The organism is Enterococcus sp. AZ009 (genome assembly GCF_050548785.1).
Taxonomy (GTDB): Bacteria; Bacillota; Bacilli; order Lactobacillales; family Enterococcaceae; genus Enterococcus_D; species Enterococcus_D entomosocium.
Genome location: NZ_CP172960.1, coordinates 1,862,545 through 1,886,575, shown reverse-complemented (window position 1 = coordinate 1,886,575; position 24,031 = coordinate 1,862,545). Strand labels below are relative to the sequence as shown.

39 protein-coding genes and 1 tRNA gene are annotated in these 24,031 nt (G+C 39.8%); 5 read left to right on the top strand and 35 right to left on the bottom strand.

Going from position 1 to position 24,031, the window contains the following annotated elements; genetic code table 11:
• Positions 1-92: 92 nt before the first annotated feature.
• Genes IGJ74_RS09045 through terS form a run of 4 tightly spaced genes read right to left on the bottom strand, consistent with a single transcriptional unit; the run spans position 93 to position 4,977 of the window.
• The gene (locus IGJ74_RS09045) at positions 93-1,241 is read right to left on the bottom strand and encodes a phage minor capsid protein (protein ID WP_218193545.1); all 1,149 of its coding nucleotides are present in this window, start codon (positions 1,239-1,241) and stop codon (positions 93-95) included.
• A 4-nt stretch (positions 1,242-1,245) separates the two neighbouring features.
• A complete protein-coding gene (locus tag IGJ74_RS09040) occupies positions 1,246-2,784 on the bottom strand; it encodes a phage portal protein (RefSeq protein ID WP_218193546.1) in 1,539 nt (512 codons plus the stop codon).
• Between the two features lie 11 nt (positions 2,785-2,795).
• Positions 2,796-4,094: a PBSX family phage terminase large subunit gene (locus tag IGJ74_RS09035; protein WP_218193547.1), complete on the bottom strand. Its 1,299-nt coding sequence runs from the start codon at positions 4,092-4,094 to the stop codon at positions 2,796-2,798.
• Positions 4,069-4,977: a phage terminase small subunit gene (gene terS, locus IGJ74_RS09030; protein ID WP_218193548.1), complete on the bottom strand. Its 909-nt coding sequence runs from the start codon at positions 4,975-4,977 to the stop codon at positions 4,069-4,071. Before terS ends, IGJ74_RS09035 begins: the two co-directional genes overlap by 26 nt.
• Positions 4,978-5,099: 122 nt before the next feature.
• Here terS and IGJ74_RS09025 point away from each other — a divergent pair, with 122 nt between their 5' ends.
• Positions 5,100-5,660 (top strand): hypothetical protein, encoded by a 561-nt coding sequence (locus tag IGJ74_RS09025; protein ID WP_218193549.1) that lies wholly within the window; start codon positions 5,100-5,102, stop codon positions 5,658-5,660.
• Position 5,661: 1 nt separating this feature from the next.
• On the opposite strand, the gene IGJ74_RS09020 is transcribed toward IGJ74_RS09025, so the two are convergent.
• Both IGJ74_RS09020 and IGJ74_RS09015 read right to left on the bottom strand, forming a co-directional pair.
• Entirely contained in the window at positions 5,662-5,868 is a 207-nt protein-coding gene (locus tag IGJ74_RS09020) for a hypothetical protein (RefSeq protein WP_016612268.1), read from the bottom strand.
• Between the two features lie 193 nt (positions 5,869-6,061).
• The gene (locus IGJ74_RS09015) at positions 6,062-7,333 is read right to left on the bottom strand and encodes a site-specific DNA-methyltransferase (protein ID WP_218193550.1); all 1,272 of its coding nucleotides are present in this window, start codon (positions 7,331-7,333) and stop codon (positions 6,062-6,064) included.
• A gap of 232 nt (positions 7,334-7,565) precedes the next feature.
• Between IGJ74_RS09015 and IGJ74_RS09010 the strand changes: the two genes are divergently transcribed.
• On the top strand, positions 7,566-8,162 hold the full coding sequence (locus IGJ74_RS09010; RefSeq protein ID WP_218193551.1) for a hypothetical protein: 597 nt from the start codon (positions 7,566-7,568) through the stop codon (positions 8,160-8,162).
• Between the two features lie 120 nt (positions 8,163-8,282).
• On the opposite strand, the gene IGJ74_RS09005 is transcribed toward IGJ74_RS09010, so the two are convergent.
• From IGJ74_RS09005 to IGJ74_RS08980, 6 genes are all read right to left on the bottom strand, one after another.
• Positions 8,283-8,585 (bottom strand): hypothetical protein, encoded by a 303-nt coding sequence (locus IGJ74_RS09005; protein WP_218193552.1) that lies wholly within the window; start codon positions 8,583-8,585, stop codon positions 8,283-8,285.
• Positions 8,582-8,764, bottom strand: coding sequence for a hypothetical protein (locus IGJ74_RS09000; RefSeq protein WP_218193553.1), 183 nt, complete (start codon positions 8,762-8,764; stop codon positions 8,582-8,584). The genes IGJ74_RS09005 and IGJ74_RS09000 overlap by 4 nt, the downstream gene beginning before the upstream one ends.
• A 27-nt stretch (positions 8,765-8,791) precedes the next feature.
• Complete coding sequence (locus tag IGJ74_RS08995) at positions 8,792-8,974, bottom strand: hypothetical protein (RefSeq protein WP_218193554.1); 183 nt, start codon at positions 8,972-8,974, stop codon at positions 8,792-8,794.
• Positions 8,975-9,356: 382 nt separating this feature from the next.
• Positions 9,357-9,426, bottom strand: a tRNA-Ser gene (locus IGJ74_RS08990).
• 425 nt (positions 9,427-9,851) lie between these two features.
• Positions 9,852-10,322, bottom strand: a complete 471-nt coding sequence (locus tag IGJ74_RS08985) for an ArpU family transcriptional regulator (RefSeq protein ID WP_218193555.1) — start codon at positions 10,320-10,322, stop codon at positions 9,852-9,854.
• 258 nt (positions 10,323-10,580) lie between these two features.
• Positions 10,581-10,991 carry a YopX family protein gene (locus tag IGJ74_RS08980; RefSeq protein WP_218193556.1) on the bottom strand — a complete coding sequence of 137 codons (411 nt, stop codon included), beginning with the start codon at positions 10,989-10,991 and terminating at the stop codon, positions 10,581-10,583.
• 44 nt (positions 10,992-11,035) lie between these two features.
• On the opposite strand from IGJ74_RS08980, the gene IGJ74_RS08975 reads away from it, so the two are divergent.
• Positions 11,036-11,296 (top strand): hypothetical protein, encoded by a 261-nt coding sequence (locus IGJ74_RS08975; RefSeq protein WP_218193557.1) that lies wholly within the window; start codon positions 11,036-11,038, stop codon positions 11,294-11,296.
• Here IGJ74_RS08975 and IGJ74_RS08970 read toward each other — a convergent pair.
• Together IGJ74_RS08970 and IGJ74_RS08965 are read right to left on the bottom strand one after the other, a co-directional pair.
• A complete protein-coding gene (locus IGJ74_RS08970) occupies positions 11,293-11,514 on the bottom strand; it encodes a hypothetical protein (RefSeq protein ID WP_218193558.1) in 222 nt (73 codons plus the stop codon). The two genes, IGJ74_RS08975 and IGJ74_RS08970, sit on opposite strands and share 4 nt — an antisense overlap.
• A gap of 2 nt (positions 11,515-11,516) precedes the next feature.
• Entirely contained in the window at positions 11,517-11,711 is a 195-nt protein-coding gene (locus IGJ74_RS08965) for a hypothetical protein (protein ID WP_218193559.1), read from the bottom strand.
• Between the two features lie 168 nt (positions 11,712-11,879).
• On the opposite strand from IGJ74_RS08965, the gene IGJ74_RS08960 reads away from it, so the two are divergent.
• Positions 11,880-12,056: a hypothetical protein gene (locus IGJ74_RS08960; RefSeq protein WP_420698534.1), complete on the top strand. Its 177-nt coding sequence runs from the start codon at positions 11,880-11,882 to the stop codon at positions 12,054-12,056.
• Here IGJ74_RS08960 and IGJ74_RS08955 read toward each other — a convergent pair.
• The 18 genes from IGJ74_RS08955 to IGJ74_RS08870 all read right to left on the bottom strand — a co-directional run bounded on the left by IGJ74_RS08955 (position 12,031) and on the right by IGJ74_RS08870 (position 22,159).
• A complete protein-coding gene (locus IGJ74_RS08955) occupies positions 12,031-12,537 on the bottom strand; it encodes a phage integrase N-terminal SAM-like domain-containing protein (protein WP_255324165.1) in 507 nt (168 codons plus the stop codon). The genes IGJ74_RS08960 and IGJ74_RS08955 overlap by 26 nt on opposite strands.
• Positions 12,534-12,677 carry a hypothetical protein gene (locus IGJ74_RS08950; protein ID WP_218193426.1) on the bottom strand — a complete coding sequence of 48 codons (144 nt, stop codon included), beginning with the start codon at positions 12,675-12,677 and terminating at the stop codon, positions 12,534-12,536. Before IGJ74_RS08950 ends, IGJ74_RS08955 begins: the two co-directional genes overlap by 4 nt.
• Positions 12,674-12,799 (bottom strand): hypothetical protein, encoded by a 126-nt coding sequence (locus IGJ74_RS08945; RefSeq protein ID WP_255324166.1) that lies wholly within the window; start codon positions 12,797-12,799, stop codon positions 12,674-12,676. The genes IGJ74_RS08950 and IGJ74_RS08945 overlap by 4 nt, the downstream gene beginning before the upstream one ends.
• A complete protein-coding gene (locus IGJ74_RS08940) occupies positions 12,787-13,110 on the bottom strand; it encodes a hypothetical protein (protein WP_218193427.1) in 324 nt (107 codons plus the stop codon). The genes IGJ74_RS08945 and IGJ74_RS08940 overlap by 13 nt, the downstream gene beginning before the upstream one ends.
• Before the next feature lie 9 nt (positions 13,111-13,119).
• Positions 13,120-13,293, bottom strand: coding sequence for a hypothetical protein (locus IGJ74_RS08935; RefSeq protein ID WP_016612157.1), 174 nt, complete (start codon positions 13,291-13,293; stop codon positions 13,120-13,122).
• A gap of 42 nt (positions 13,294-13,335) precedes the next feature.
• Positions 13,336-13,644 carry a hypothetical protein gene (locus IGJ74_RS08930; RefSeq protein WP_218193428.1) on the bottom strand — a complete coding sequence of 103 codons (309 nt, stop codon included), beginning with the start codon at positions 13,642-13,644 and terminating at the stop codon, positions 13,336-13,338.
• The gene (locus tag IGJ74_RS08925) at positions 13,641-14,468 is read right to left on the bottom strand and encodes a helix-turn-helix domain-containing protein (RefSeq protein ID WP_218193429.1); all 828 of its coding nucleotides are present in this window, start codon (positions 14,466-14,468) and stop codon (positions 13,641-13,643) included. The genes IGJ74_RS08930 and IGJ74_RS08925 overlap by 4 nt, the downstream gene beginning before the upstream one ends.
• A 23-nt stretch (positions 14,469-14,491) precedes the next feature.
• Positions 14,492-15,244, bottom strand: a complete 753-nt coding sequence (locus IGJ74_RS08920) for a putative HNHc nuclease (protein ID WP_218193430.1) — start codon at positions 15,242-15,244, stop codon at positions 14,492-14,494.
• On the bottom strand, positions 15,237-15,947 hold the full coding sequence (locus IGJ74_RS08915; protein ID WP_218193431.1) for an MBL fold metallo-hydrolase: 711 nt from the start codon (positions 15,945-15,947) through the stop codon (positions 15,237-15,239). The genes IGJ74_RS08920 and IGJ74_RS08915 overlap by 8 nt, the downstream gene beginning before the upstream one ends.
• 2 nt (positions 15,948-15,949) lie before the next feature.
• Entirely contained in the window at positions 15,950-17,080 is a 1,131-nt protein-coding gene (locus tag IGJ74_RS08910; RefSeq protein WP_218193432.1) for a hypothetical protein, read from the bottom strand.
• A gap of 3 nt (positions 17,081-17,083) precedes the next feature.
• Positions 17,084-19,180, bottom strand: a complete 2,097-nt coding sequence (locus tag IGJ74_RS08905; RefSeq protein ID WP_218193433.1) for a hypothetical protein — start codon at positions 19,178-19,180, stop codon at positions 17,084-17,086.
• The gene (locus IGJ74_RS08900; RefSeq protein WP_255324167.1) at positions 19,177-19,509 is read right to left on the bottom strand and encodes a hypothetical protein; all 333 of its coding nucleotides are present in this window, start codon (positions 19,507-19,509) and stop codon (positions 19,177-19,179) included. Before IGJ74_RS08900 ends, IGJ74_RS08905 begins: the two co-directional genes overlap by 4 nt.
• A 50-nt stretch (positions 19,510-19,559) precedes the next feature.
• Positions 19,560-20,378 carry an HNH endonuclease signature motif containing protein gene (locus IGJ74_RS08895; RefSeq protein WP_218193435.1) on the bottom strand — a complete coding sequence of 273 codons (819 nt, stop codon included), beginning with the start codon at positions 20,376-20,378 and terminating at the stop codon, positions 19,560-19,562.
• Positions 20,379-20,383: 5 nt separating this feature from the next.
• Complete coding sequence (locus IGJ74_RS08890; RefSeq protein WP_218193436.1) at positions 20,384-20,623, bottom strand: hypothetical protein; 240 nt, start codon at positions 20,621-20,623, stop codon at positions 20,384-20,386.
• Positions 20,624-20,635: 12 nt separating this feature from the next.
• The gene (locus tag IGJ74_RS08885; RefSeq protein ID WP_255324168.1) at positions 20,636-20,929 is read right to left on the bottom strand and encodes a hypothetical protein; all 294 of its coding nucleotides are present in this window, start codon (positions 20,927-20,929) and stop codon (positions 20,636-20,638) included.
• Between the two features lie 143 nt (positions 20,930-21,072).
• Positions 21,073-21,225: a hypothetical protein gene (locus IGJ74_RS08880; RefSeq protein ID WP_218193438.1), complete on the bottom strand. Its 153-nt coding sequence runs from the start codon at positions 21,223-21,225 to the stop codon at positions 21,073-21,075.
• A gap of 2 nt (positions 21,226-21,227) precedes the next feature.
• Positions 21,228-21,422 (bottom strand): hypothetical protein, encoded by a 195-nt coding sequence (locus IGJ74_RS08875; RefSeq protein WP_016612140.1) that lies wholly within the window; start codon positions 21,420-21,422, stop codon positions 21,228-21,230.
• Positions 21,423-21,424: 2 nt separating this feature from the next.
• Positions 21,425-22,159: a BRO family protein gene (locus tag IGJ74_RS08870; RefSeq protein WP_218193439.1), complete on the bottom strand. Its 735-nt coding sequence runs from the start codon at positions 22,157-22,159 to the stop codon at positions 21,425-21,427.
• Between the two features lie 65 nt (positions 22,160-22,224).
• Between IGJ74_RS08870 and IGJ74_RS08865 the strand changes: the two genes are divergently transcribed.
• Entirely contained in the window at positions 22,225-22,980 is a 756-nt protein-coding gene (locus IGJ74_RS08865; protein ID WP_218193440.1) for a DUF4145 domain-containing protein, read from the top strand.
• Here the strand turns inward: IGJ74_RS08865 and IGJ74_RS08860 are convergent.
• The 3 genes from IGJ74_RS08860 to IGJ74_RS08850 form a co-directional block, all read right to left on the bottom strand.
• On the bottom strand, positions 22,967-23,161 hold the full coding sequence (locus IGJ74_RS08860; protein WP_141373863.1) for a hypothetical protein: 195 nt from the start codon (positions 23,159-23,161) through the stop codon (positions 22,967-22,969). The two genes, IGJ74_RS08865 and IGJ74_RS08860, sit on opposite strands and share 14 nt — an antisense overlap.
• A gap of 218 nt (positions 23,162-23,379) precedes the next feature.
• Positions 23,380-23,628 (bottom strand): helix-turn-helix domain-containing protein, encoded by a 249-nt coding sequence (locus IGJ74_RS08855; protein WP_218193441.1) that lies wholly within the window; start codon positions 23,626-23,628, stop codon positions 23,380-23,382.
• Between the two features lie 22 nt (positions 23,629-23,650).
• Positions 23,651-23,821, bottom strand: coding sequence for a transcriptional regulator (locus IGJ74_RS08850; RefSeq protein WP_086372883.1), 171 nt, complete (start codon positions 23,819-23,821; stop codon positions 23,651-23,653).
• Positions 23,822-24,031: the final 210 nt, after the last annotated feature.

Genomic DNA, 24,031 nt, shown 5'->3' with positions numbered 1-24,031 from the left:
TTCAACTATAATTTCGCCAGTGTAGAAACGTTTTCTGTTCAATATCCTAATAATTGGTAAACAATATGATCGCTTCATACTCTCATCCCCTTTTATGAATACACTTGTTCTCTTGAGTAATCTCGACGCAACAATTGATCATGTTCATTGATAAATGCTCTCAACGCTCCTTGTCGTCGTCTGATCAGCTGTTTGAAATGCTGAACATCTTCTTTATTGTCAATCGTTATTGCGGCATTCAGTTGCCTTTTGGCACGACGAATAGCGACTTCCATACGTCGTTGCTTGGCAACTAAATCCGCATTGTCAATCGCTTCCTTTGGATCATATTGATTCATGTGAACATCAAGATTCGGATCATAGATTTGAATGTACAGCCGATGCCTGCAGTTAATCCCTTGTGTGCCATCAGGCTCACCGTATCCATGATCATAGATGGATGGAATGTGCCGTAATTCTTCTGGAGCATCTTCTGTACGAACAATTAGCACCCATCCCCCTTGGATATGGGCACATTGTGGTCGTGCAGCCATATGGCTACTCATTAACGCAGTAACAATGCCATGCTCTAAGCCTCGCTTAAGTCGCAGATCCTGATAGACACGGTGAGTGGTTGCTTTTAAAACCATCCGAACATAACGCTCAAGGCTCCATTCACGCCCTGCCTTGTCGACAAAGGTCGTCATCACACCTTTTTCCACCATCGCATAGATCGATTCTCTAAGCGCCTGCTGTGTCGTTTTAGCACCACCGATGATTTTGGCTACTGTATCGTTGAGAACTTGCTGATACATCTTAGCTAGTGGATTGTCAGGGTAATTGGTGTCGATCAGGGTTTGATTGACATGGTTGTCGAGATCACGCCACTGTTGGTTGAAATATGACTCCATCACATTATCGATTTCAGTCCTTGGCGGCGGTTCGTTTCCTGTCTGCTTAGACAAATTCTTGTCGAGATCCGAAACGACCTCAAAGCCCATGTCCACGATAATCTTACGTAATTGATCATAAGAATACTGACTTGTTTCATTGACCAGCTGCTGCAGCGATTGCTGATTCAACAAATTTAATTGCTGCATCTTTTCAATCTTCCACCGGAATGCGTTATCCTCTGTGAGCGACGTTCTCGTCGGCATGTTTAACTGGCGGACAAGCATCTTCATGATCTCATCTTCCATCGCCATATAGGCATCTTGGACGTATGAGGCTTCAATCTCTAATTGCTTCGGTGTGATAGTCATCTACTCACTCCTCGAAGTCTTCAAATCCAGAATCCTGTATTCTTCCTGCTGTTTCATCAACCACATCCATCTGTGCTTGAATATAGATTTTTCGTGCAACGTTTTCTGGCACTTTCATTATCTTCGAGATAGCTAACCACCCTGGGATCAGTCCATCGTTTTTCAGCTCTCGATAATAATCTGACTCTGATTTCTTATCTAAGAAAATTCCATCGTCAAAATTTACCCCTATTTCTTCCCGAGTAGGAGCTTCTCCATCGAACACGGGTTTTCCATCGACTTCTGTTGCTCGTCCTAGCTCACAAAGGGCAAGTACAACATCACGAATAAACTCTTCAAGTTCAGTGGTTTGCTGGTTCCTCGATTGATACGTTTGCGAGTTTTCACTTATTACCTCAGTTGCGGTCTTGTTGGTTGATCGGATGCCTTGACCGTCAAAGACGAAAGTTCCGGTTGAAAGTCCTACTTCCATTTCAAGAAGTCGCAAGCGATGATTGATTGCCCCGATATACTGTTCCGTCCGAATATCTTGAGTTAGATCAGTGATTTTAAATTCATCTGGATTAGTGCCAGGAACAATAACGTAGAAGTCGTCATTTTTATCAAAGGTTAATTTCGTTTCTCCTGTTCCCTTGTCAGGAACCCCACTTAGCATAGATTCAGGGAAAGCCGCTCGTCTTTTTCCTACATCAATTTCATGGTCAAATGCATCCAACGCTTTATTTAGTCGATCAAGTGTCTGTTTGCAGTTGTCGTAAACACCAACACCCAATGGCGAATAAGGGTGGATATTGTTGAATCCCGCAGTTTTGAAATAAGAGAAAATCGGACGTTCGATTCCTTCCCCTCGCTTCGATGGATCCAACTCGGCATATTGATCCAAAGTTTTTAAAGACACCTGCATCCCTAATACATTATGTTTCTCGCTTTCGTAAAGTTCCAAGGAAATCCAATATTCCCCCTCAATCCATTCGTGAAATTCGAGAAGTGTATAATATATAGTTTTGTCACCCTCTACCCTGGTGGTTTTGAATGCCATAGCACACTGACTGATTTTATTAGTGCTACTTTCTAGTGGGAAAAAGGTGTCAGGTAGCGCCCATGAAAACTCAATTTGTTCTGATTTGTCATTGAAATAAGGTCGTACAACCAATCCGCCAAGTGCCATCGCTGGTTCAAGGTACTTACTCAGATTACGTTTGAAATCATTATGCTGAAACACAGATTCTATCCAAGCACTGGCTTCATCATATTTTTTAGATTTATCCTCTTTCCCGATCGTGATTTCTGCCTGTTCATTGAACATTACCTTCGCGTACTCAGAAGCAACCTTGCGGGCCATATTGATATTTGCCTTTGCTCTCTGATCAGAACTACAATGCGTGTACCCCTGGTAATAAAGCAAACTGTTTTGAATACGGTCATACTCTTCACGACTCATTTGAATCTTGGGATGATCTAAAATACTCTGAAGCTCTTTTTTTGCACCTATCGCAACCGCCCCCTTTCCAAAGACTCTTTTTATTGTTTGCCAGAATGACATTGGACCACCTCCTATAAGAGAACATAACGTTTCGTAAAGTAATTAATTGCATACCGACATTCATCAAGGGCATGATTGTTTTTATCAACTGGGTAGCCATTATCATTACGGACATACATCCCTAGCTCCTTGATAAAATAATAATGTCCATATTTGCCTTCATGATCGTAAAGAAAAAAGCGTCCTTTTGACAAGGCGCTTTGCATGCGTTCAATCCCTATTTCAATTTTGGTGCCGTTACTCGTTACTTTATCTTTTGAATTGTTATCTGCTTTTGTAGTGACAATACCCAAAACACGTAATTCCTCACTCAATGACTTACAGGCCGGATCGACAAAAAATTTCGAATGCTTTGGCAGCCACGACCATTCTTTATAACACCATTCCTTAAAGTGCTTGATTTCCTTGGCATACTCACTCATTGCTTTTGTGACACCAGTATCAGCGCCGCTATGATAAAAGTTGGCCATTCGATAGAGATAATACTTTCCATCTTTCCATGTAACGAGGTTTAACGAACAAGTTGTCGCATCGCTTTGACCACCATCGGCACTGAAGAACACTTCTACAGGCTTGCCTATGATTTCTTTTGTCATATGGGTATCTTCATTAAACATTGAATAGATCACGCCTTCGGGCATCACTCGATCGCCTAGCCAATCTCGTTTGTAGAGATAGTCAGAGACTTTACACTCTGCTTCCCATTCTTTTAATGATCGTTTCGTTAAAATAGGATTATCTTGTGGCCGCCAATGCCGAAATTTGTAAGAACCCGTTTCAATGAACGGCTTCAGCGTTTCAAGATTCGGATGATTTGGAGCCGGTGGGTTTTGTTCTGCAAGATGGTAACGAAAACTAGAAGCCTTGGTCCGGCGAAAAGCTTCTTCGATAACCGCCTTATTCAGAAGATTAAACTCTAAAAAAGTGACCGTACCAAAAGACATCCCAGTGATAGCACCGACAGCATTCACTTTCCCGCCGCCTTTATAATAGATTCTCTTTTCCCCTGTAGGAAGATTGATCCATAAGTGATCTCCATGCTCATCGTGTCGAATCTCCGCACAGCTGGCAAAGATATGTTCAAGTCCAAATCCTTCGCAATCCATAAACATTCGATATGCTTGTTCTTGGTTATAAGCGAGTACAAGATGATTTGTATCGGGATGTCCTGCGTAGATTAAAGCCATCTTCTGAGCATCCGACATCGTCTTACCAGAACGAATCGTTCCCTCGTTCAGTTCCATCCGGATCCCTTTGAGCGATTGGAAAATATTCTCTTGTTGCTTAGTCGATAATTTCAACTGATTCATCGGTATCACTCTCCTCATCTTCTTCTATTGGACCAATAAGTGCTTGGCCAATATCAATGAGCCCTTGCACTTTACTTTGTTCACCTTGTTTAAGTACCAGTTTAGCAGCTTTGTTTTCAAGAATATCTGCTTCAAAGGTCATCTTCCGTTTTTGTTCTTCCATCAGAGTAACTTTTCTACCAGATAAGGATAATTCATTTAGTTGCTTGATGGATTTTGTCAGCTGGTTACTGATGCGTGTTAGAGCTTCCTCAATAGCTAAAATATTATCTATCTTACGAAACTGCTTCCTTGATACTTGAACATCTTTAAGAACTTCTCGCTTGATAGTAACCACTTTATCGTCAACAACAGTCGGCTCCTTGACCTTTCGCAGCTGTTGTAATCTTTCAATTTCTTCCTGATTAAGACCGTCCTCAGCATCTTTAATTCGTTGCATCATTCGACGTTGTCTAATTTTCAACAACTTGATTTCTTCGGACAAAACAAAAAAAGGATCATCACTCAAGCTTGAGTAAATTTCCTTTTCTTCGTCAGATAAAAAATCCTCAAATATAGTTTCATACTCGCCTGTTCTCAACGCATTTTTGTTTCGTTCAGGCGGTGATGCCCTACTATTACCTTTGTTGCCTTTTGCATTTTGGTTCCCGTCTGGAGCACCGACCCGTTTGGAACGTTCCGTTGTTTTTTTGGAGCGTTCCGTTTCTTTTGATCGGAACGTCCCATTTAACTTTTCATCCCAGCGATCCTTAGATCGCCAACCTCGGATGGTACCAGATGGCAAACCCAAAATATTAGCAATCTCGACAAGAGCAATCTTTCCGTCATTTTTTTCATATATCAGAAAAGCTTCATCTCGTCTCGGGTCTCTTTTTCTAGCCATCCATTCACACCACCTCGCAATCAAATTAATTAAGTTTTGTTTCCTGATTTTTTGAAATACCATTATAACTCAGTCTCTAAATTTTATATCCATGATATAATCTTAAATAAAGGATGTGCCACATGGATAATACTATTGAAATAAGTAAAGTCGTTTCCGAATTGAATCAAATTATTAAAAATACTTCTCTTGATTCCTTCGAAAAAAGAAAACTCCAATCATACATTTTTATTGCAAATTGTAATGGACCTTCTGATGAATACAAAGACTTAATATCTGAAATCACACATATGTCTTTTTCAATTCAGAATTATTTAAAAGAAAATAACTTAGACTTGAAACAAATAATTATATCATCGAACGATTTAACCGATGAGGAAAAACAAGTTTTGCTTTCTAGTGCTACCGACCTAGATTATTTAGTGCCCCATGGGGGCTTTATCGAATTATTACCTGGATTAGAATTTACCCCAGACACTGTAGAAGCTATAAAGTACTGGGCTGGAGTAGTAATAGGTTTAGCAAGTGTATGTTCAATTCTTCCGAAAGGAATTAAATCTATACAAGAAATCATGTTAAATCATGAAAATATTAAGAAAGCTAAGATTGAAAACCAGATAAGCAAACTTGAACTTCAAAAAATGAAAAAGGAACTAACTAGGTCTGATAGACATAATCTTTAACTTATTTTTCAATTTGTTTAAGCATTAAATCAGCTTCTATGAGTACTTTCAGATCACTGATTGAGTTTAACTTTATTTCACCTGATTTCAGATTATTGAGCCACTTTCCTAAAGCCACACGAATTATTTTTTTGTACTCTTCAATGGATTCTTGCTCTTCTAACGCCTTTTGAATCAGATATTCCATTTCCCGATCTTGTGTTCCCATTGTTTAAGCCCTCCGCATTAGATATAATGCTAGAAGATACAGAGGGTATCAGAAGACCACGCGTGGACATTCTCTGTATCTTCGGGGAGCGATCCTCGTGGAAAGGGTCGGTGTTAGCGCACCGGCCTCTTTTTTATTAGTAAGCTCCTTTCAAATGACTTCGTTGCAAGTTCCCAAAAGTGAGCTTTATAACCTAGTTTATTAAAACTGCAGTTTTTCCGGTAGCTTTCTCCCATCGGTCTATGATCACATCACAAAAAATCGGATCAAGCTCCATTGTGTAACACGTTCGCTTCAATTGATCGCAAGTCATTAACGTACTTCCGGATCCTCCAAAGAGATCCACAACTGTATCTTGACGTTTCGAGCTATTTCTTACCGGAATTGCAATAAGAGATAGCGGCTTTTGTGTCGGATGGTAATATTTAGTTGCATCATCTTTAGCGATTTGCCAAACGCTTATGTCCGGAATATCATGGATCAAGTCATCTTTCCAGACTGTAGTTTGTTTTCTATCCCCATACCATTCAGGTGCCTGTTTCCTCTTGTAAGCATAAAACACTGGTTCGTGCTGCCAACGATATTGACTCCAGCCAAAGGTAGCGTTGTTTTTAACCCAAATGCATTGTGCTCGTACATCGATCTCTGCAGCATTCATCGCATTTTCAAACTCTCGTTGATACGAAGACCCATGAAAGACATAAATTGCCGCTTGATCATGCATCAGTTTCGCGTAATTTAGAAAGATTTGTTCTAAGAATCCCACAAAGTCATCGTGATTCATATCATCATTGAGAATTTCTCCACGACCAGAATTTTTCAGTTCTTCGTTGCTAGACTTTACAGCAACGTTGTATGGCGGATCCGTTACAACTAAGTCTGCTTTATTTTCTTGCATAAGGCGATCAACATCAGATTGATCCGTCGAATCACCGCAAAGCAAAAAATGATTGCCTAGTTGCCATAGCTGGCCACGTTTTGTTTTAGGCTCTGGATGATCTTCAATGTATTGGTTTACGTCAAAATCATCTTCAACAATTGGTTGATCCATGTCTTCTTGATAATCAAAAGCAGCAATTAAATCTTCGACCTCCTCAAGATCAAAACCAGTTAAAGAGATATCTTCTTCTCCGAGTTCTTTTAAGAGAATGGTTAACTTCTCTTCATCCCATTTCCCAGAAATCTTATTGAGAGCCAAATTGAGGGCTTTTTCCTTCTCGAGGTGTAAATCTACGATTGATACTTCTATCTCATCAAATAGGCCCAAATCTCGAGCCACAGCGACACGCTGATGGCCTCCTACGAGATGTCCTGTCCGGATGTTAAAAATAGGCGGATCGACAACACCAAATTCGATGATTGATTGTTTCAGTTTTTCGTATTCATCCATTCCTGGAACAAGATCCACCCGAGGATTGTAATCTGCAGCTTTCAGATCAGCGAGTTTCATTTTTGATATTTTCATAATTTCCTCCGATTCTAAAGATTTCAAACATCCGAAGTGTCGGACTCGTATATATTGTCCCTGGCACCCCCAATGTTTTTATCAATCTTTGGTAGAAGATAATTTTTTTCAACTTCCTTCGGTGCCTTATTTGATATTTATTTAAAAGATAATTTTTCTCAAAACTTGCTAAATACATTAACATGTTCTTCACTCCCTATTCCTCTGATATAATGATACTGGAGGTGATTTTATGGCAAATATTTTATTCTGGGTGGCAATTTATCTTTTTCCTTTTATTCGACTAGCGACATTGATTAGACGAAAAAAGACGTTTTCTTTACAAAAGAAACGTCAGACTTGGATTTACATCATTGAAATTTATTATTCTTCCTTATTTTTCACTATGCTTATTACTAAGTTTGAAGATAATTACTTTTGGCTATGGAATGGAGAAAACCAAATTGAAGTGCTTTTAGAAAGATTTTTCTTATCATTTGCTATTTACCAATTATTTATTCTCGTAAAAAGAAAGCTGGATAGTTCAGCTGAAATTGATTCATACAATTCAATGAAGGTTTTCTGTATCAGACTTCTCCATTTAAAAGAACATGAAGACTTAGTAGGCATTCAGGCATTACTTGAACATACTCGTAAAGAAATAATCAATAATAATCAAATTATGATTAATGAGAGATCTTTAAAAGTCTTTGAAATAATTGACAACACGAATCCCGAGTCATCTCAATTTAGCGCAACTGTTCAAAGTCTAATCATAGATTTAGAACATTCAATCGAATGTGAATCGCTCTATTGGATGGAGTCATTTTTATTAAACATATTCAAATAAAATATGCATTTCAATATACGTCCTGCGTTATATTATTATCTATAAAATACTTCTTTAATCACGAATTAGATCAAGATACACATCGTTCTGTCTAGCCACCGAGTTCCTAGCTCTCGGTGGTTATTTTTCATCATACCTTTCATAAGTTTGATGAAAGATTTCCGGTTTGCATGGATAGATTTCACCAGCAACGCCTTGAATCACATAATCCCCAACGCTCACATGCATGTCGCCTTCTAATGTTTTAGCAAATAATGCACCTGGCAATTCTTTGTCTCCTGATCTATACGTTCCATAAAACAACTTACCTTTCTCGCGGGCTTTAACTGCCCAATCAGGGACATAATATTCACCGTCTGAGTTCATTAGATCTCCATCATATTGGAACGCTTCAATCACTACTGGTTTCTTTTGAAATTTCATTTGAATTTCCTCCTAGATAATTTATGTAAGAATCGCTGCATCTTGTTCTTCCTCTGTTTCTTGGCTTGCTTTGGATCAATGGTTCTTTTTACAACTTCTTCGGGTCTAAAGTAGAGGTCGATATCATTTTCAGATTTTACATCGTGATACTCTACTAAATGTTCTTTGATGATCTCCACTGTTTTTTCCTCCAAATAAAAAACCGCTTATACAAAGTACATCGGCATTAATTCATTACTGACATTAAATTTAATTTCTTTCGGTTCTTTCTGTGACGAGTCTATTCTTGAAACAGTTGAATACTTTCTGGATTTCTTTTCCACATTTACTTGCATTCCTTTTGTACAATAAACAATACCATTTAAAACAAGATCAACTAATGCTGTCAAAATGGACACCTCCAAAAATAAAAAGCCACTCGCAATGAGTGACTTAGCTATGTAGTAAGATGAGCAGGCGGGCTTTAACAGCCTAATCTTATCTATAAAGTTTCCCGCGGACATTATAGATCATCTCGTTTTATCTGAATATCAACAGACCTGCAGATATGTACGTCCCCGCTTGGGACACATTGTTAAGAGGTGTACGGGGTTCATTTGAACACTGGATCAGAATACCGCCCCTGATCTAGGCAAACTCATTGAACTGTGCTCCAACTTCCTGTTTCGTCACCACAGACCGCTTACAAAGCCTGCGTAAGGCAACTTGCCGTGTTCCTAGCAAGTCCAATTTAATGTTTAGATCAGTTTGTAGGGATAACTGTAAACCCTATTGGCATAGCCGGACTCGAACCGACAACTACCGCATTCTGACGGCTGTTTTTCCTTTAAACTATATACCAACTTGAGGGAGCTCTCCTCTGCATGCGAATGGGTCAGATACTTATTACACTGGCCGGTATAAATAAGTCCTCCCAATGTCACTGGTGTGGGATTGCGCCACACACAAGAACTTACTAGGTTCTCACGAGGTTATTCACCATTGACCGTTGCGTCTCCTACTTCCGCCACAGTGACATAAGAAAAGACGGCGAATGAAGATAAGGAGCGTTCTCAACTCCATTCGTTTTAGTTTTACCGTCTTTCTGTCAAAGAAGAATAAAGCGACGAGGGGATTAGCCCCCTTTCGGTTTATGAGTTATGTGAGTAGCCCATTAACCACATCTCTTAATCTTTCGACACTAACATAATAACACGGTTTATCAGCATGTTATCAGTACATTTTCCGTACAAAAACCCGACATTTACCCGATAAAACCCCGATTTTTCACCGAAATTCTAGCAATTCCAATGCCGAAGCAAATTGAACGATCGCTTTGCTGGATTCTTGCGATACTAAGTCCTCGCTTATGTGGTTTCTTTGCGCCGTAAGGTACACGCTCAGGCCATTCACATAGCGTTGGCAAAAGATTTTCTTCCTTCTTTCGGCTATCTCTGGTTTAAATGGATGCTGTATTGATGAAAAACCACGTTCAAAAAGATCATGCAGCTTATGGAACTCATTAATTGCTTCCTCTTTTTGAATAAGCAGCTCTTCCGCTGCGGCATAATTTTCAGTTGAAAATGTCGGCGGGACAATTGAAAAGGTACTAGTGATTTTGGGCTCTCTCGGCTCACCTACTCGACATCTTGCAGATAAATAGGCAGCCATAAAGACACCCACATTATATTTTGTTTTTTCAATATCCACATTCTTAGGATCTGGTACTTCATATTTCGTTACGTCAAAAAGTGCCATAGTGCCTGATTCCCCCTACTATGTTATAATGTCTTTGTCGAGAACATTAGTTCGCAGCCGGGGGAATCCGGCTTTTTTTATTTCTTTTTTCCAGTTCCGTTCATTTCTGCTTTTTGCTGTAGCCTACGTTTTTTCTTTTTCACTTTTGATTTTGTTTTGCCCAATCAAAATCACCTCCATTCCGTTAGGGTATAGGATAGCCAACTCAAGCCAGCGATCGTTAGCAGTATTGATGCACTAGCTAGTACTGTATAGTGATTAACTTTCATTGGCTGTCTCCAATAGTTCTGGGTTCTCATAGATGTTACCTACCACTTCCATATGCTCTACCATAGACATACTGTTTTGATCTAGCACGAAGCTAGGTACACCTTTAAAAGTTGTCTTAAAACAGGCACCGTCACGCACAATGGAGGTTATCACATAGATTGGTTCAATGTCTTCAGCAAAATCATCTGTAAACTTGTTAATATTCGAGAATTTCTTTACCAAATCCCCATCGAAAATCTCCATGCCGTTCTTGTCTTTCAAGCCTGTGGATTGCATGAGGACTAATCCGCATGTTTCAGGTCTTATAAAAACATTTCGTAAATTGTAGACGTTTAGCAGCATGCGCCAAGGTATCATTTCGTTAATTGCTTTATCCCACGCTCTAAATTTTGTTACCATATTGTCCCTCCGTCCATGATATAATCGCCATAGGAGGCGATCGTATGAAAATTACTGTTGATGCACGTACTGTTATGAAATCTGCTGCCGACTACGTTTTGAATGATTTGGAGTGCCTGCCAGTCGAGATTGAGCTGACAGACGATCCAAACGACTTCTTGAAAACTGTGTCCAAAATTGCTAATGAATATAGGAACGAGTTCGTCCGCTGCCTTGAAATAGAATTCAATGCTCGCTTGTCACAAGTAAGTAGCCAACAGCTTACCGATGACGGTATTCATATTGTTCGCAATGAAGACTCCTAGTGGGTCTTTTTTTCGTTATCGCTGGCAGCCACTTCGAAAAGGCTGTCTAAGTCATCTATAGCATCTTCCACTGCATACATTGCGCCAATGGCTTTTCCATACTGCAAAAGCCCATCGTCTGTAAGCTTTTTATTTTCAAATTCGGCAACTTCTAATTGCCTTCTCTCCAATCTGCGAATAAGGCTTTTTCTTAGTTTTAAATATTTAGATTTTTCCAAGCTTATCCCTCCTGTTCAATCAAACGAATAGCGGGCCCGCAAGCAACTACATTGTTGAATCTATCAATATTTGTCTCTACAGAATCAAGGTGGTCTTCCTTAACTTCTTGATTCATTTTGTAAGAATGACCTGCCCAATCATTAAAGGAATCAAGCCACCCCTGTTCCTCATTGTCAGTGGTAATGATATATTTCATTCTTATCCCTCCTGTTTGCTATCGCTGACGATTGCGGAATTAATATTCTGATCGTCATTTACTGATATCTTCAAACTTAGTATCTTTACCAAATAAACAATTGAATTTTCCATGTTCCTATAACATACTGGTTACTTACCACTAACTATATTTAAGGAGATGATTATTATGAAAATTATCCATGCCAACCAAGCAAGTAGTCTAGGACTTTCTGAGAACGAAGTTCGACAAGGCATTTCTGAAGTCTTTGCTGAGGGATTTGCCCAATGGCTAACTTATTTCAGTAAAGATAAGACAAAAATTTCCGAAGCTTTTGCACCTACTTTTCAACTTCAAGTTCGCTGAATTCTTGCTTGCGTCGTTTCGGCACCTTTATCTTCTCTACTCGTATTCCCGGATCACGAGGGATATATTCTTCAACATACAGCCATCGGAAAAATCGTATGATGCAACCACGCTCTCTGGCCAATGTCCCTTTCGAGACTTTGTCAGTCATTTCACGATTTGCAATGAACAATCGAATGTCATTTGTGGTGATATCCTTATATGGCTTTCTAAGCGTCCTCATAAAGAGATTGATTGTTTGCATGTAAAGATTCAAAGTTCCATCTGAAAGCCCCTGAATCTTCTTTGAGACTACAAATTGACGATATGCGGCGACATCCGATGTCTCGTCATACAAAACGAGCTCTCTTGAAGGCTTAGTTAGTTCAAAATGGTCCAAGCGCATCGTTAAGATGATTTGTAGCTTTCTTAGTTTCTCACCGTCAAAGTCTTTTTCCATATCTGCTACGACCCATTTAATCAATGATTCTTTTGTGTTCATCGTATCAAGCTCCACATGATCACTAACGTGACCAAAATCACGATGGCGTGAACTGCTTTGTTTCGATGCTCTCGCTCTTCGGCAAGATTGTAGGCGCTAGTAAGAACGATAATTCCTAAGAAGAGCAAAAATAGATTCATTCATCTGCCTCACTTTCACAGTCCTCACAGTCTCTTGGGTAGTCGGGTGCTTCTCCGTCGACAAAACTGCCACAAGTCTGGCAAATAAATCCATCCAACATATCATCCACTATTTGGGACATTCAACTTCTTCCTCCTTTGGCGCATTCTCTAATCGCCAGTTCATCCATCGATATTTACTGATACCTAATGCATTGACAATTGCTCTCACACTGTAGCCCTCATCAATCAAACTCATATAATCTTCGTAGGTAAATGTGTAAAAATCGATTGGCTCTAATGGTTTTGAATGGTCCATAATTGGCGATCCGATCAATTTTCCGATTCGTTGAACTTGTTGCAATTCGTTTTTGGGGATATCCTCAACAGATCGATCCCCAATGATAAAAATCATTTTACGTCGATAAAGTGTTTTTTGCTGTTTGGTTAACATGCGCTCCTCCTATCCAAATCGTTTCCTGATTTGATAATCGTTGTTTATGAGTTCGGTCAAAGTATCCTTTGGATACACTTTCTGTTTTCCTGCACGCTTCTGATGCTGTTTACATAACCATTCAAGTTTCTCGATTGTGTCATCATCCAGCGCATATCTGGGGCGTTTTTTCTTTGTCGGCACTAGGTGGGACACCTCCTATGTTAGGGTGGGACACCTTTTGATTTATTCCTTTATCCGGTAGTACCGCTTTTTTCGATCTGGTCGATTCTCTCGCAACTTCCTGCTCAAGTTCGATTGACTAATTCCAAACTCAGCACGCACTTTAACCCTATCTCCCGTGAAGATCACTTCACCTTCGTATAGCACTTCTACTTGTAGATCGCCTGGATTAGGAAAAGGATAGTCGTTGCCTCCTTTGAGGCGTCCCCACTCTGCTTTTATGTTTGGATTCGTGTGAAAATCGGGATGTTCTGCCAGATAAACCATACGTCTACGACGGATCATTCTCTCTCGACGCTGCTCTTTGTTCATGTAGCAGCTCCTTTCTTTTGCTCCTGATACGCCTTAAGCTTTGCTTCAAGTTCCGCTTGACGTACTGGATCCAATGTCGGCTCCGGTTCAGGATTCACAAATCTATCTGGCAGCTTTTCTTCTCGAGCAAATTTCTTTTTCTCCTGTTTTTTTAACTTTTCTGTTTTAATTTCAAACTTCAGAGTCTCAAACTTATCTCGGAGTTTTTTTGCACTCCGAATATTGCCAAACCAAAAGCTATTTGATGGCAGCCAACTTAGTACGTAATCGATTTGTTCAACCGTGTGATGGTCCTTATCCTCCATAAGCCGAATAACATCAGCCCACTTATTCAGGTCTACTTTTTTCATTTCTTTTGGAAAATCATTAGACAAATTATTTTGTAATTTCGAGGCAAGGCGGAAGTGTTCGTCAGAATACTTCCTTGAAGAAGTGTCAACTTCTTCTTTATATGTCTTATTAAATGTATTATTAAAAGATGTATTATTATCTCTTAAGTTTTCTTGGGTAGGGGTACCCAAATTTTCTTGGGTAGGGTATACAACTATTCTTATATACCTATTCAAGATTTCTTTAGTACCCTCTCGATAAATGAGTTCTTTTGTAATATAGCCATTGTCTGTTAAAGCCTTAAGCCAACTTTGGATAGTTGTTTTGCTAACACCGTATAATTCCGCAAAGTATCGGTCGCCTGCCCAACAATATCCTTTTTCATTTGCTAAAGCTGTTATCTCTCCGTAAAGTAACTTTGCATTTGCAGTCAGTTTTTTATCGTATCTGACATCTGCAGGTATGATAGCAAAGTAACTTCTATGTCCTATCAAGACTTCCGCCTCCTATCGTTTTCTTACGTTTTTGGCAACTGCCAATCTCTGATTTCATATTCTGGATCCGCATCTCGCTCATCCATCTGTGCCTGAGACATAAGTTTAAAATCTAGGATTTGCTGATCAGTGAGTTTAATTGCTCCACAATGCCATTTTTGACAAAAGCGCCAGTAACCTAGCTCATGAATCTCGTTGTGCAATTCTGCTTTTAAGATCATGTAATAGCGATTGCGATGATCGGCTTCTTTCCGTTTTCCACGCCCTACTGCATTCACATGATGAATATGCAATACTGCATCTTGTCGCCTTGCTTGCGTCACAAAGCAACGATTATGCACAGCGGATAAAAACATCATTCTCTGGACATTCATACTCAGATGCAACTCACGACTGTCAAAAGGAATGTCATACTTAAAGCAGTACTCCACTAAAAAATTTATGAATTGAGACGCGAGTTGCTTGCTACAATTGGCTAGCGAGAATATCGGCGTTGTGGGCCAACCGATTGCATCACAAAATTTATACTTCAAATCATTTTCTGCTAAAAACATTGGATCGTTGTTCGAATAGCTATTAATGTCATGGATCAAGGCATGGGCTTTTTTTTGCTGCTGTCGAGTCACTTTGTCGGCGTCGTATGGTTGCATCGTTACAAGCATCTTCCGCCGCCGAATCAAAGCCTCCAGATCCTCCTGTGATTCTTGATCAGGACGAATAACAATGTCTCCATTGTTCCGTTTTGCAACAATCCGGCCATTAATCATTTCAACCATCTCCTGCAATCCTTACTGGCTTTTGTGTCAGCTCTTCAATCTCTCTTTTAAACCGTTTAGGTTCGCTGTTAGCGTCGCTCAAATGCAGCAAATAGATCTGTTTCGTGTAGCTCAGATCCATACGACCAAAAAAAGCTTTGCAGCTGTCAATGCTCATATGGGTCTTGAGGATCCGATCTTGCAAAAACTTCGGATAGCTGCTTTGCCTAACGAGGGCAACATCATGATTGCATTCGATCATCCAGTGCGTAACTTTCGGGAAATTCCCTCGGATCCAATTGGTGTCCGTCGCAAATACGATCCGTTCTCCGTTGGGGGCAAGAATGAAAAATCCTAGTGCCTCTCTCGCTCGCATCTTTTGATCATCGTGTATCGTCTCGAACGGCAGAACCACCCATTTACCGATTTTCTGCTCCCTCAGCGCTTTTAAAACGTGTTTCCGTCTATTTATACCTAAAACATTTAAAGTCTTACCAGAGCCCCATATATCGCCCTTGATACTCAATAAAATATCAGAGGCATATTTTGTGTGATCTCCGTGCTCATGAGTGATAAACAAGGCATCGATTGCCGAGAGTTTCACGCCTTGTTTTGCCAGCTGTCTTGGGCTCAAGCCAGCTTCTAGCATGATCGAGGAGCCGCCGTCACTCAATACATAACAGTTCCCCTTTGAGGAAGATCCCAGTATCTGTATATCCACCATTCTTAGAAGCCTCGATTCTTCTTTTTCGTCTTAGGCGGATCTTCTGGCTCTGGCTCTGGTTCAGGTTCTACTTCTACATATTCTCCATCTACAGTGTCCGGCTCTTCTTGAATATCTGCAGATTCTGCTAAAACATCTGCAGAAAAATCGTATAGTTCAGAGCCAGTGTTTTCCGTCACATCTTTTCGAATTGTACTGACAACTTCATCGTCTTGTTCCTGGTACTTCAAAGCCACATAGGCACTGCCAAAGTCCTTCGGAACCTTCTTGATGGCGTTGTTACGCATTTTACGAATGAACATCGCTTCTCGGCTCTGAGGTGATTTCCAAGCTGGCGAGATATATTTCTGTGCTTCTTCATCCGCTAGGATCTCATCAAGGACCATCGCCTGCAGACGGTTCATGATCTCTGCTTTCTTCTCATCGATCTTTGCTTTTTCTTCTTTTGTGGCATCAAAACGCGTTCTCGCGACCGTCTTCCCATATGCCTGCTTGGTACCTTTTACAAAGCCAAACGTTTCATTCATGAGGTTGTTGTTGATATGAGCTAGCAAATTGTAAACAACTTTCTCTCGTTCGGAGATACGGTAATCAATGGATCCATCATTCAGTTCAATTGGATAGACGACCCGAATGACTCTGCCTTGTCCAGTCGGTTGCCATGTCGGCGGAGTTAACTCTAAGCCGTGATAACCGGGGTAGGTAAATTCATCTTCTTCACGGACTTCCCAGAATGGATGGATGGTCTTCACATTCCTGCCGAAACGCGAGAGCATCGAATCATTTCCATCTCCTTCTATGCCCATCTCAATTTGAGTGACCCAGTTGTCACCTTGCTTGATACTTCTCGTCTGAAAATAGACCTCTCGCGGAACAGCAGCTGCATTGAGTTGTAAAGCAGCAATCGATAAAAGCGTGTCGGTCATGTTGCTTTGATCAATTTGTGACCAGCCATTTTTACTTTTTGCGACAACGGCATTAATGGATTGTATAGCGCTGAGAACACACTGTTTTTGATAATCAGACATTCGGATGCCATTTCCGCTAAGTTGCTTCTCAATATGCGGCATAAATGTGTTATTTATTTTTGATAAACCTGTTTCATGGATTTCAACACTTGTTTCTGGTGTCATTGATTACTCTCCTTTCGGCATTAACCGTAAATTCTTGTCCGGTTCGCTCACATACATGGCGATTACTTGTGTATCAATAGTGACTTCCTCACGCTTGTGAGTGGTCATCCCTTCCGCGTTATCAATGATGATTGGCAACAAATAGCCTTCTTGTTTCATTAAGGTGTTGGCGATGTCAAGCCCTGCTTGCATTTGACTGCCGTTATTTAAATCAGAGTAAGGTACACCTTCGATTACCGGTTCACAATAGTCCTCAATCAAGTTGCCATCTTTTGAAAAATCAAACAGCTTCCAATTAACCATTGAAAAATGTGAATCGATATGCGTCTGAAGCAGATCCCGTTTCTTGATGAAAAAACTGTCAAAGAGTGCGAGCACTTCAAGAATTTCACCTTTACGTGCTGACAACTCTCGTTCTTGTTCGTTCAATTGCTCGATTGCTTGGTTCTGCCGGTCCAGTTCCGCGAACATAGCCAATTTTTGATCAATCTTCGCAATAGTTTCCTCTGCTTCTTCAATCAGGGTAGACTGCTTGTCGATCTGTTCAGCAATTGTCGCCTCGCTGTTTTCGATTGCTTTTTGATAAAAGATGATTTGTTCGGTGATTTCCGCGTATTTTGGCGTTGACTCAAAAGCGATCGTCTCCCCTTGCAAGGCTTTAAATTGTTTGGATAGCTCTTGAAATCTTTTTTCCTGCTCTTCGATTTCTTTTCTCAATGGATCCAAAGTGATCTCTGACAACTGTTGCGCTAGCTCGGCCATCCGCTTCTCCGCTGACTCGCGTTCTTGATTATTGCTTTGTCCTTTTAAGCGAATCGCTTCCAAGTCCGCTTCTTTTTCCTTCTCGAACTGTTCCTTGTGTTTTGCATTTTTTTCATCGGTTTCTTTTTTTCGCCGAGCTTCTTCTGCTTCGTGGTGCTTGCGCATCTCATCTTGCTTTTCTGTTGGATAAGTTGTTCCACAATAAGCGCAAGAAAGCGCAGATTCATCGAATGCAATAGGGGTAAACACTGCTGGCGCAAACTCAAGGTCATCGATCGTATCATATTCTTCAATAAGTTTTTCGTGTGCTGCTTGTAACCGCTCAACCGTTCGTTTCTCATCATCGATCTGCAGTTGGATACTTCTGTGCTTGTTTTCTTCCATAATCAGCTGTTGCTTTTTCTTGTTTAATTCGGCAAAAACTTTTGCCTTGTTTTCTTCGATTCCTGCTGTTTTGGCTTTCTGGAGGTTTTCATGACTTAGACGGGCTTCTTCAAGCTCGGTTTCTTTTAATCGCAATTGTGAGCGATACTCCCCGGCGGCTCCACCATGTTTGATATTGACCATCTGATCTTGTAGATCAGCCAATTCTTGAGCTTGCTTCAAACGCTGAGACGTTAATGCATCACGATTCATGTCCGTGATTTCGGGCATCACAGATTGGATCCCTTCAATCTTGATTGGGATCGATTTTAGTGTTTCTGCAATCGTTTTAGCTTCCTGCATATGTTTGGTACGCTCATCGATCACGTTCGAATTTTCTATAAGCGGCAGAAGGTCTTTTAATTCCGTTGTCTCTTGGATAATCTTAAGATCCGATTTCGCGCCAAAGTAGTTAAAAAGTGCTTCTCTTCGCTCTTTAGCCAGTAGTTCATGCATAAAGTATCTGATGCTCGACAATTTACGGAACGTTTCAGCATCCACTACCTCAGAGACTTTTTCATCATAGATTTTCTTAGTCTCTGTCTTGAGACCATCGATCAGATAACTGCTGGCATCTTCATAAACACTTCGCTCTAATTTTCGTTTCAACACTTTTTTACTTGTCTTGACCTTCTCAAACTTCCGTTCTTTGCCGTCAACAAGCAATACAACCTTGACCGACGTCTGCAACCCCTCAATAGGCTGATTGTGTTCATCCAAAGGCTTCCAGTGGAAATGTGTACGGTCTCTTGAGTCTTTGTGATACAGCGCCCATAAAAAGGCATCATAAATGGAGGTTTTGCCTGCATCATTATCTCCGAAAATATCCATACTCTTTCCATCTAAGGTGATACTGTAATGTTCAATCCCTTTAAAGTGATTGATGGTTAATGACTGTAACTGTATATGCTTCATGTGAAATCACCCCGAATAATCCGATCAAGAATATCAGGAATATCCTTCAAATCATTTACAACAAACGTATGACTTGATGTCTTCTTACCCTCTTTGGAAATCGATTCGGTAGCTGCTATAGCAGCTGATCGTAAAGTACTTGCGGGAATAGGTAATCCTTTATCCAAATTGCGCTCTTGTGCTGCCAAACACATACCTAGCTCTGGTAAGTTTCCACATGCAATGGTTTCGGCTGATCCATTTTTTTGAATTGTACAAAGAAATGAGGCCTCTTCTTTGTGACATTCTGCATGTAATTGCACGACCAAGTCTTGAATTTTTTTGTTCATATTGTTAAACTCTCCTTGAATGAATTTTATTAGTTGCATTTTTGCTTACACTAGCGGGAACTGGTGTGAGTTCTTTTTTTTCGTTTGATAACCTTTTCTTGAAGTTGAGCCAAACTTACACCTGCAAGTGTTGCTTCCGGATTTTCAGAACGCCACTGTTTCCGATTTAGTTGTAAATTTTGTCCTTGTGTGACTAATTTCAAATTGTCCATGGTAATGTTTTGTTTGTTGCCATCCAGAAAAATTAGGACCTTTCTTTCTGGGATAGCACCATTCACTTTCTCCCATTCTACTTTGTGCTTTGGTCGCCAGCGTTTATGCCATGGCCCATCATCTTGCACTTTTACTATCACATAGCCATCACGATCGATACGTTCGGTGCCGACTGGCTTATGATTTCGGGCAGGTTCCCCTTTCTTGAAGGATGTCTTATTACCGCCAACATTGAACATTCCTTTTGTTCCCTTATTTATAGGCACATGTCCTTTTTCAAAATAGCCAGTTAAGCCACTGCTAACCTTATGATTTGCCTTCCATCCTTTGATTTGTGCAATCGTTAACTGAAGATCGAATGTACGGTTGATCAATTCCGTCAACTCTTTGTTCGTTTTCCCTTTTGCATTTTTTCTAATAAAAGCTTCTTGCTCGGTAGAAAAGAGTTTTCGTGATTGATTTGCTCTTCGTCTTCTTTCAGAATGAGTAATCCCACTTCGTATCTTATAATTACTTCGGAGACTCTTCATTTTGCTTTCTGTTAGAGCCATGTCGAATTTTTGATTAAACATCGCGGTGACTTCGTCATTCAATCGCCCAGGAGTGATCTCTTTCAGATAATCGATCATTTCTTGGGTATACAAATATTTAGGCATGCTTATCACCCTTCAATCATTTTTGGTCTTCGTTTTGGATCGACCCAACCGTCTTTTCCTGAGTACATTTTTTCTGCTGCAAGAACCGTATTGGCATTTTTGATCACTTGTTCAGCAACGTCTGTCATAGCCTCTGATCGCTTGATTTCTGCTTCTAATTCTTCTTGTGTCATTTCTGGGTTATCCAATCTTTCCAGTTGACCAAAAAGAAAATTGTTCAAATCGTTTAGCGTATTGTTCGGCATATTATCTCCTCCTTAAATTGCACTTACGATATCAGGAAACGCATCCTGAAATTTCGTCCAGTTTTCCAATACGCCACAATGCAGTCCGTTGCAATTGTCTCGCACATCCTTCTCGGTCAATGTTTCGGCACCAGACATCTTGTACATATTGATGTAGACCTTTTTCGGTGTATCAGAGTACCAATGCAGGACCGTTCGGAAACGATCACCTTCTTTACTGATTACCAATTGCAGTAATTGGTAACTTTGGGTCTTTTTAACCTCCTCAAACCCGTATTCTGTCAGTCTTTTTCTAGTTGTTGCCATCACTTTCTCCCTACTTTCTTTTGAGTTTTCGCCCACACTTCGAACAGTATGGACCCTTCCAAGGTTTACATTTTTCTAGCTCAGTTGCGTTCAGATAAACTGTTCTGCTACAAAATTTACAAGAAAATGTGTAACATTTTTCTTCAAACTGCATATGTTTTATCCTCCTTCAGATACAACTGAATAGATCGTTTCATTCGGTTGATATTCTGACGGGACCGAATCAGCTCCTTGTGTTCTTCCCACCATTGATTTGCGCCAACCCAATCGAAATGACGCACGTCTGTATTAGTCATCCTTAGCTGCCCTCCTTGGATTTAAGTTGATTCGAAGACCGCTTTTTCCCTTCCGCAACTCCTGCATACCAAGCAAGATCGATAGTAGCCCAAGCCGTGATCAATGCAACTCCAAGAGCTGCGTGGATAGCGCTGACAGTGACAACAATTAGTAATAACAGCCATACTCCTATTGTGTCTTTAGTTGATTTCCTCATTCCTATTCCTCCTGTAATTTTTCTAAAAAATACACTTGTCCTTTACCTGTGATTAATGTTGTCGCTTCCTGTATATTCCCTTGTGTTCTTGGGACAATTACAGGATTACTAACGAATAAACCTTGTTCGATGTATTTTTGTTTTGGATTATTTTTCTCTCGACCATATGAGATCAAATAGCCTTTTTTTCGAAGCCATGAGAACATTTTGTTTCTCCCAATACTTATTCCATGCTTTTCGTAAACTATTTTGCAAAATTCACCAATTGATATGGCTCCATCTGAGTTCGAGACTGCTTTTCCGAACATGGTGTATGGTGCGTCTAGTTTTATTTGTTTCTCCATTCTTGCTCGTTCTTCTTCTGTATCTGCAGCCAGTCTTAGTGCCTCAGAAAATGTTTGTGGGATGTTCGTGTAGGTTCCAGTTTGCCTGATAGACGGAAGCACTTCGCTCGTCACCCAACGTTTGAACTTTTTTGCATTTGGAAGTTTTGACTTAAAAATAAGACTGTACAATCCTGACTCGTTGATAATCGTCATACTTTGCTTACCACCAAGGGCGCCCTGAATTGGGGCATCCTGTTTGTCTTCGACGTCAACATGAATTGAGATAGCATTTCTTGGCTTTGAGTAACCTAGTACTTCAGCTATATCTTTTCCTACAAAATACGGAACATCATTTACTAATACTGTTCGAACCTTATTTTGTTCAAAGTTAAAAATTTGAGTTTGGTTCATATTATCGCCTCCTTTAATTGATGTAATTTAATTGCTATAATAAAAAGAAAACGGAGCGTGTAGCCATGACTGATAAAAAATTGGTTTCTTTCCATTCGGGAAGTTACGTCTGTCCTTTTTGCGACTTTTCTATTCCTTTGTCTGATGAAAATTACAGCAAATATTTAGTTCGTAATAATCATGTTAGGAAAATTCAACAACAAATCACATTTAGTGGTAATGCTGGGTACCAAAGCGCGAGAACTCCAGTAATTCCAGATGAAGAATTCATTATAGAGCTAAAAAGGTGTACAAATAGCGAATGTAAAAAAACAACTATCTCCATTGAAGGTCGTGGTGCAGATACCAAAGGATTACAGTTAAATATTAATCCGCTCGGTCCAGCTCGATCGTTTCCTGATTATATTCCCAAAAGTATTCTTCAAGATTACCGAGAAGCCTGTGCAATAGTGGATCTTAGTCCTAAAGCTTCAGGAACTCTATCACGCCGATGTCTGCAATCAATCATCAGAGATTATTGGGATATTAAGAATAAGAACACACTTTTCGATGAAATACAGGCAGTAAAGCCAAAAGTTTCTTCTGAAGTGTGGGAAGCTATGGACCATCTTAGGAAACTTGGTAATATTGGCGCTCATTCCGAAAAAAATATTAATGTTATCGTCGATATCACTTCTAAAGAAGCTAAAATACTCATAAAATTTATCGAGTATTTGATAGAAATATCATACATTGAGCGATACAACACAGAAAAAATTTTCCATAGCATTGGAGAAATCAGCCAACAGAAACAATCTGAAAAGAAAGCTACTCTCGACTAGATAATTCTTTTAAAGGGTCTTCTTTTAAAATATAATTTTGAACGTTTTGATAAGTCTTTAGTAAGTTGATATTCGCTACTATAAGACTCTCGATTACACTATCCTTGAAAACCAATCTCCTTTTTAACTCATCTATTTCACAATTTGAGCCTGCACAGGCTCTTTTTTCTTTTTCTTCCATTCTTCTGACCTCATTCCTACCTGGCGATTAAGCCGATTTCGATAAAGCAATTCTTGATAATCCTTCAAATATCGGTTACTAGTTTCACGTTGTCGATCGCTTAAAGATCCCCTTTTATCATGGAGCAGATATTGAAGATCTTGAATTTTTTCTGTGGCCAATTCATGAATTAATCTTTCTTGTTTTGGTGTGTAGGACATCATACCCTCCCAATTCAATCAATTAGAATTCCTAGTTTCCCACTCCTTAACTTCTTCAAAATCATATTGCAAAACACCACGGAGCCTTCTACTAGGTAGCGGATCATCTTTTTGATTGGTCCACCTCGAAACAGTAGCTAAACTCACACCAAGATAGCTAGCTACGAATTTAGCTTTTTTCCAATCAACTTTGTTTTGCTTCTTTTTAGATTCCGCTTGAGTTTTAATAATTTGAATAGGCTTTGCTTTGGAAATCTGCACTCCCATTCAATATCCTCCTCTCAAACTTTCAATTTTTTTCGATAAATTCTTTGATTCTTTCAATTTGATGCTTTGGCTCATCTCGACCGTTTAAGATACGAGAAAGATACCCTTCGTTTATTTCTAGCTTATTTGCTAACCACGATCGTGGCTTGCTTTTCAATGCTAGAAATACATCTACTTCCTTCTTTAAGGTCATATCCTCACCCTCTCCGATTTTTATTGTTCGCAAGAATATTTACAAATTTTATTGCAAAAAAGTATAACAAGTAGTACTATATAAGCATACAAAGTAAACCAATAATACACATTGATTCTTGCTGGGGAGCGGTTTTCAATGGGTCTTATTTGATAATTTATTTTGTAAATATTCTTGCTTACGAGATAACTATAACTACATATTATACTT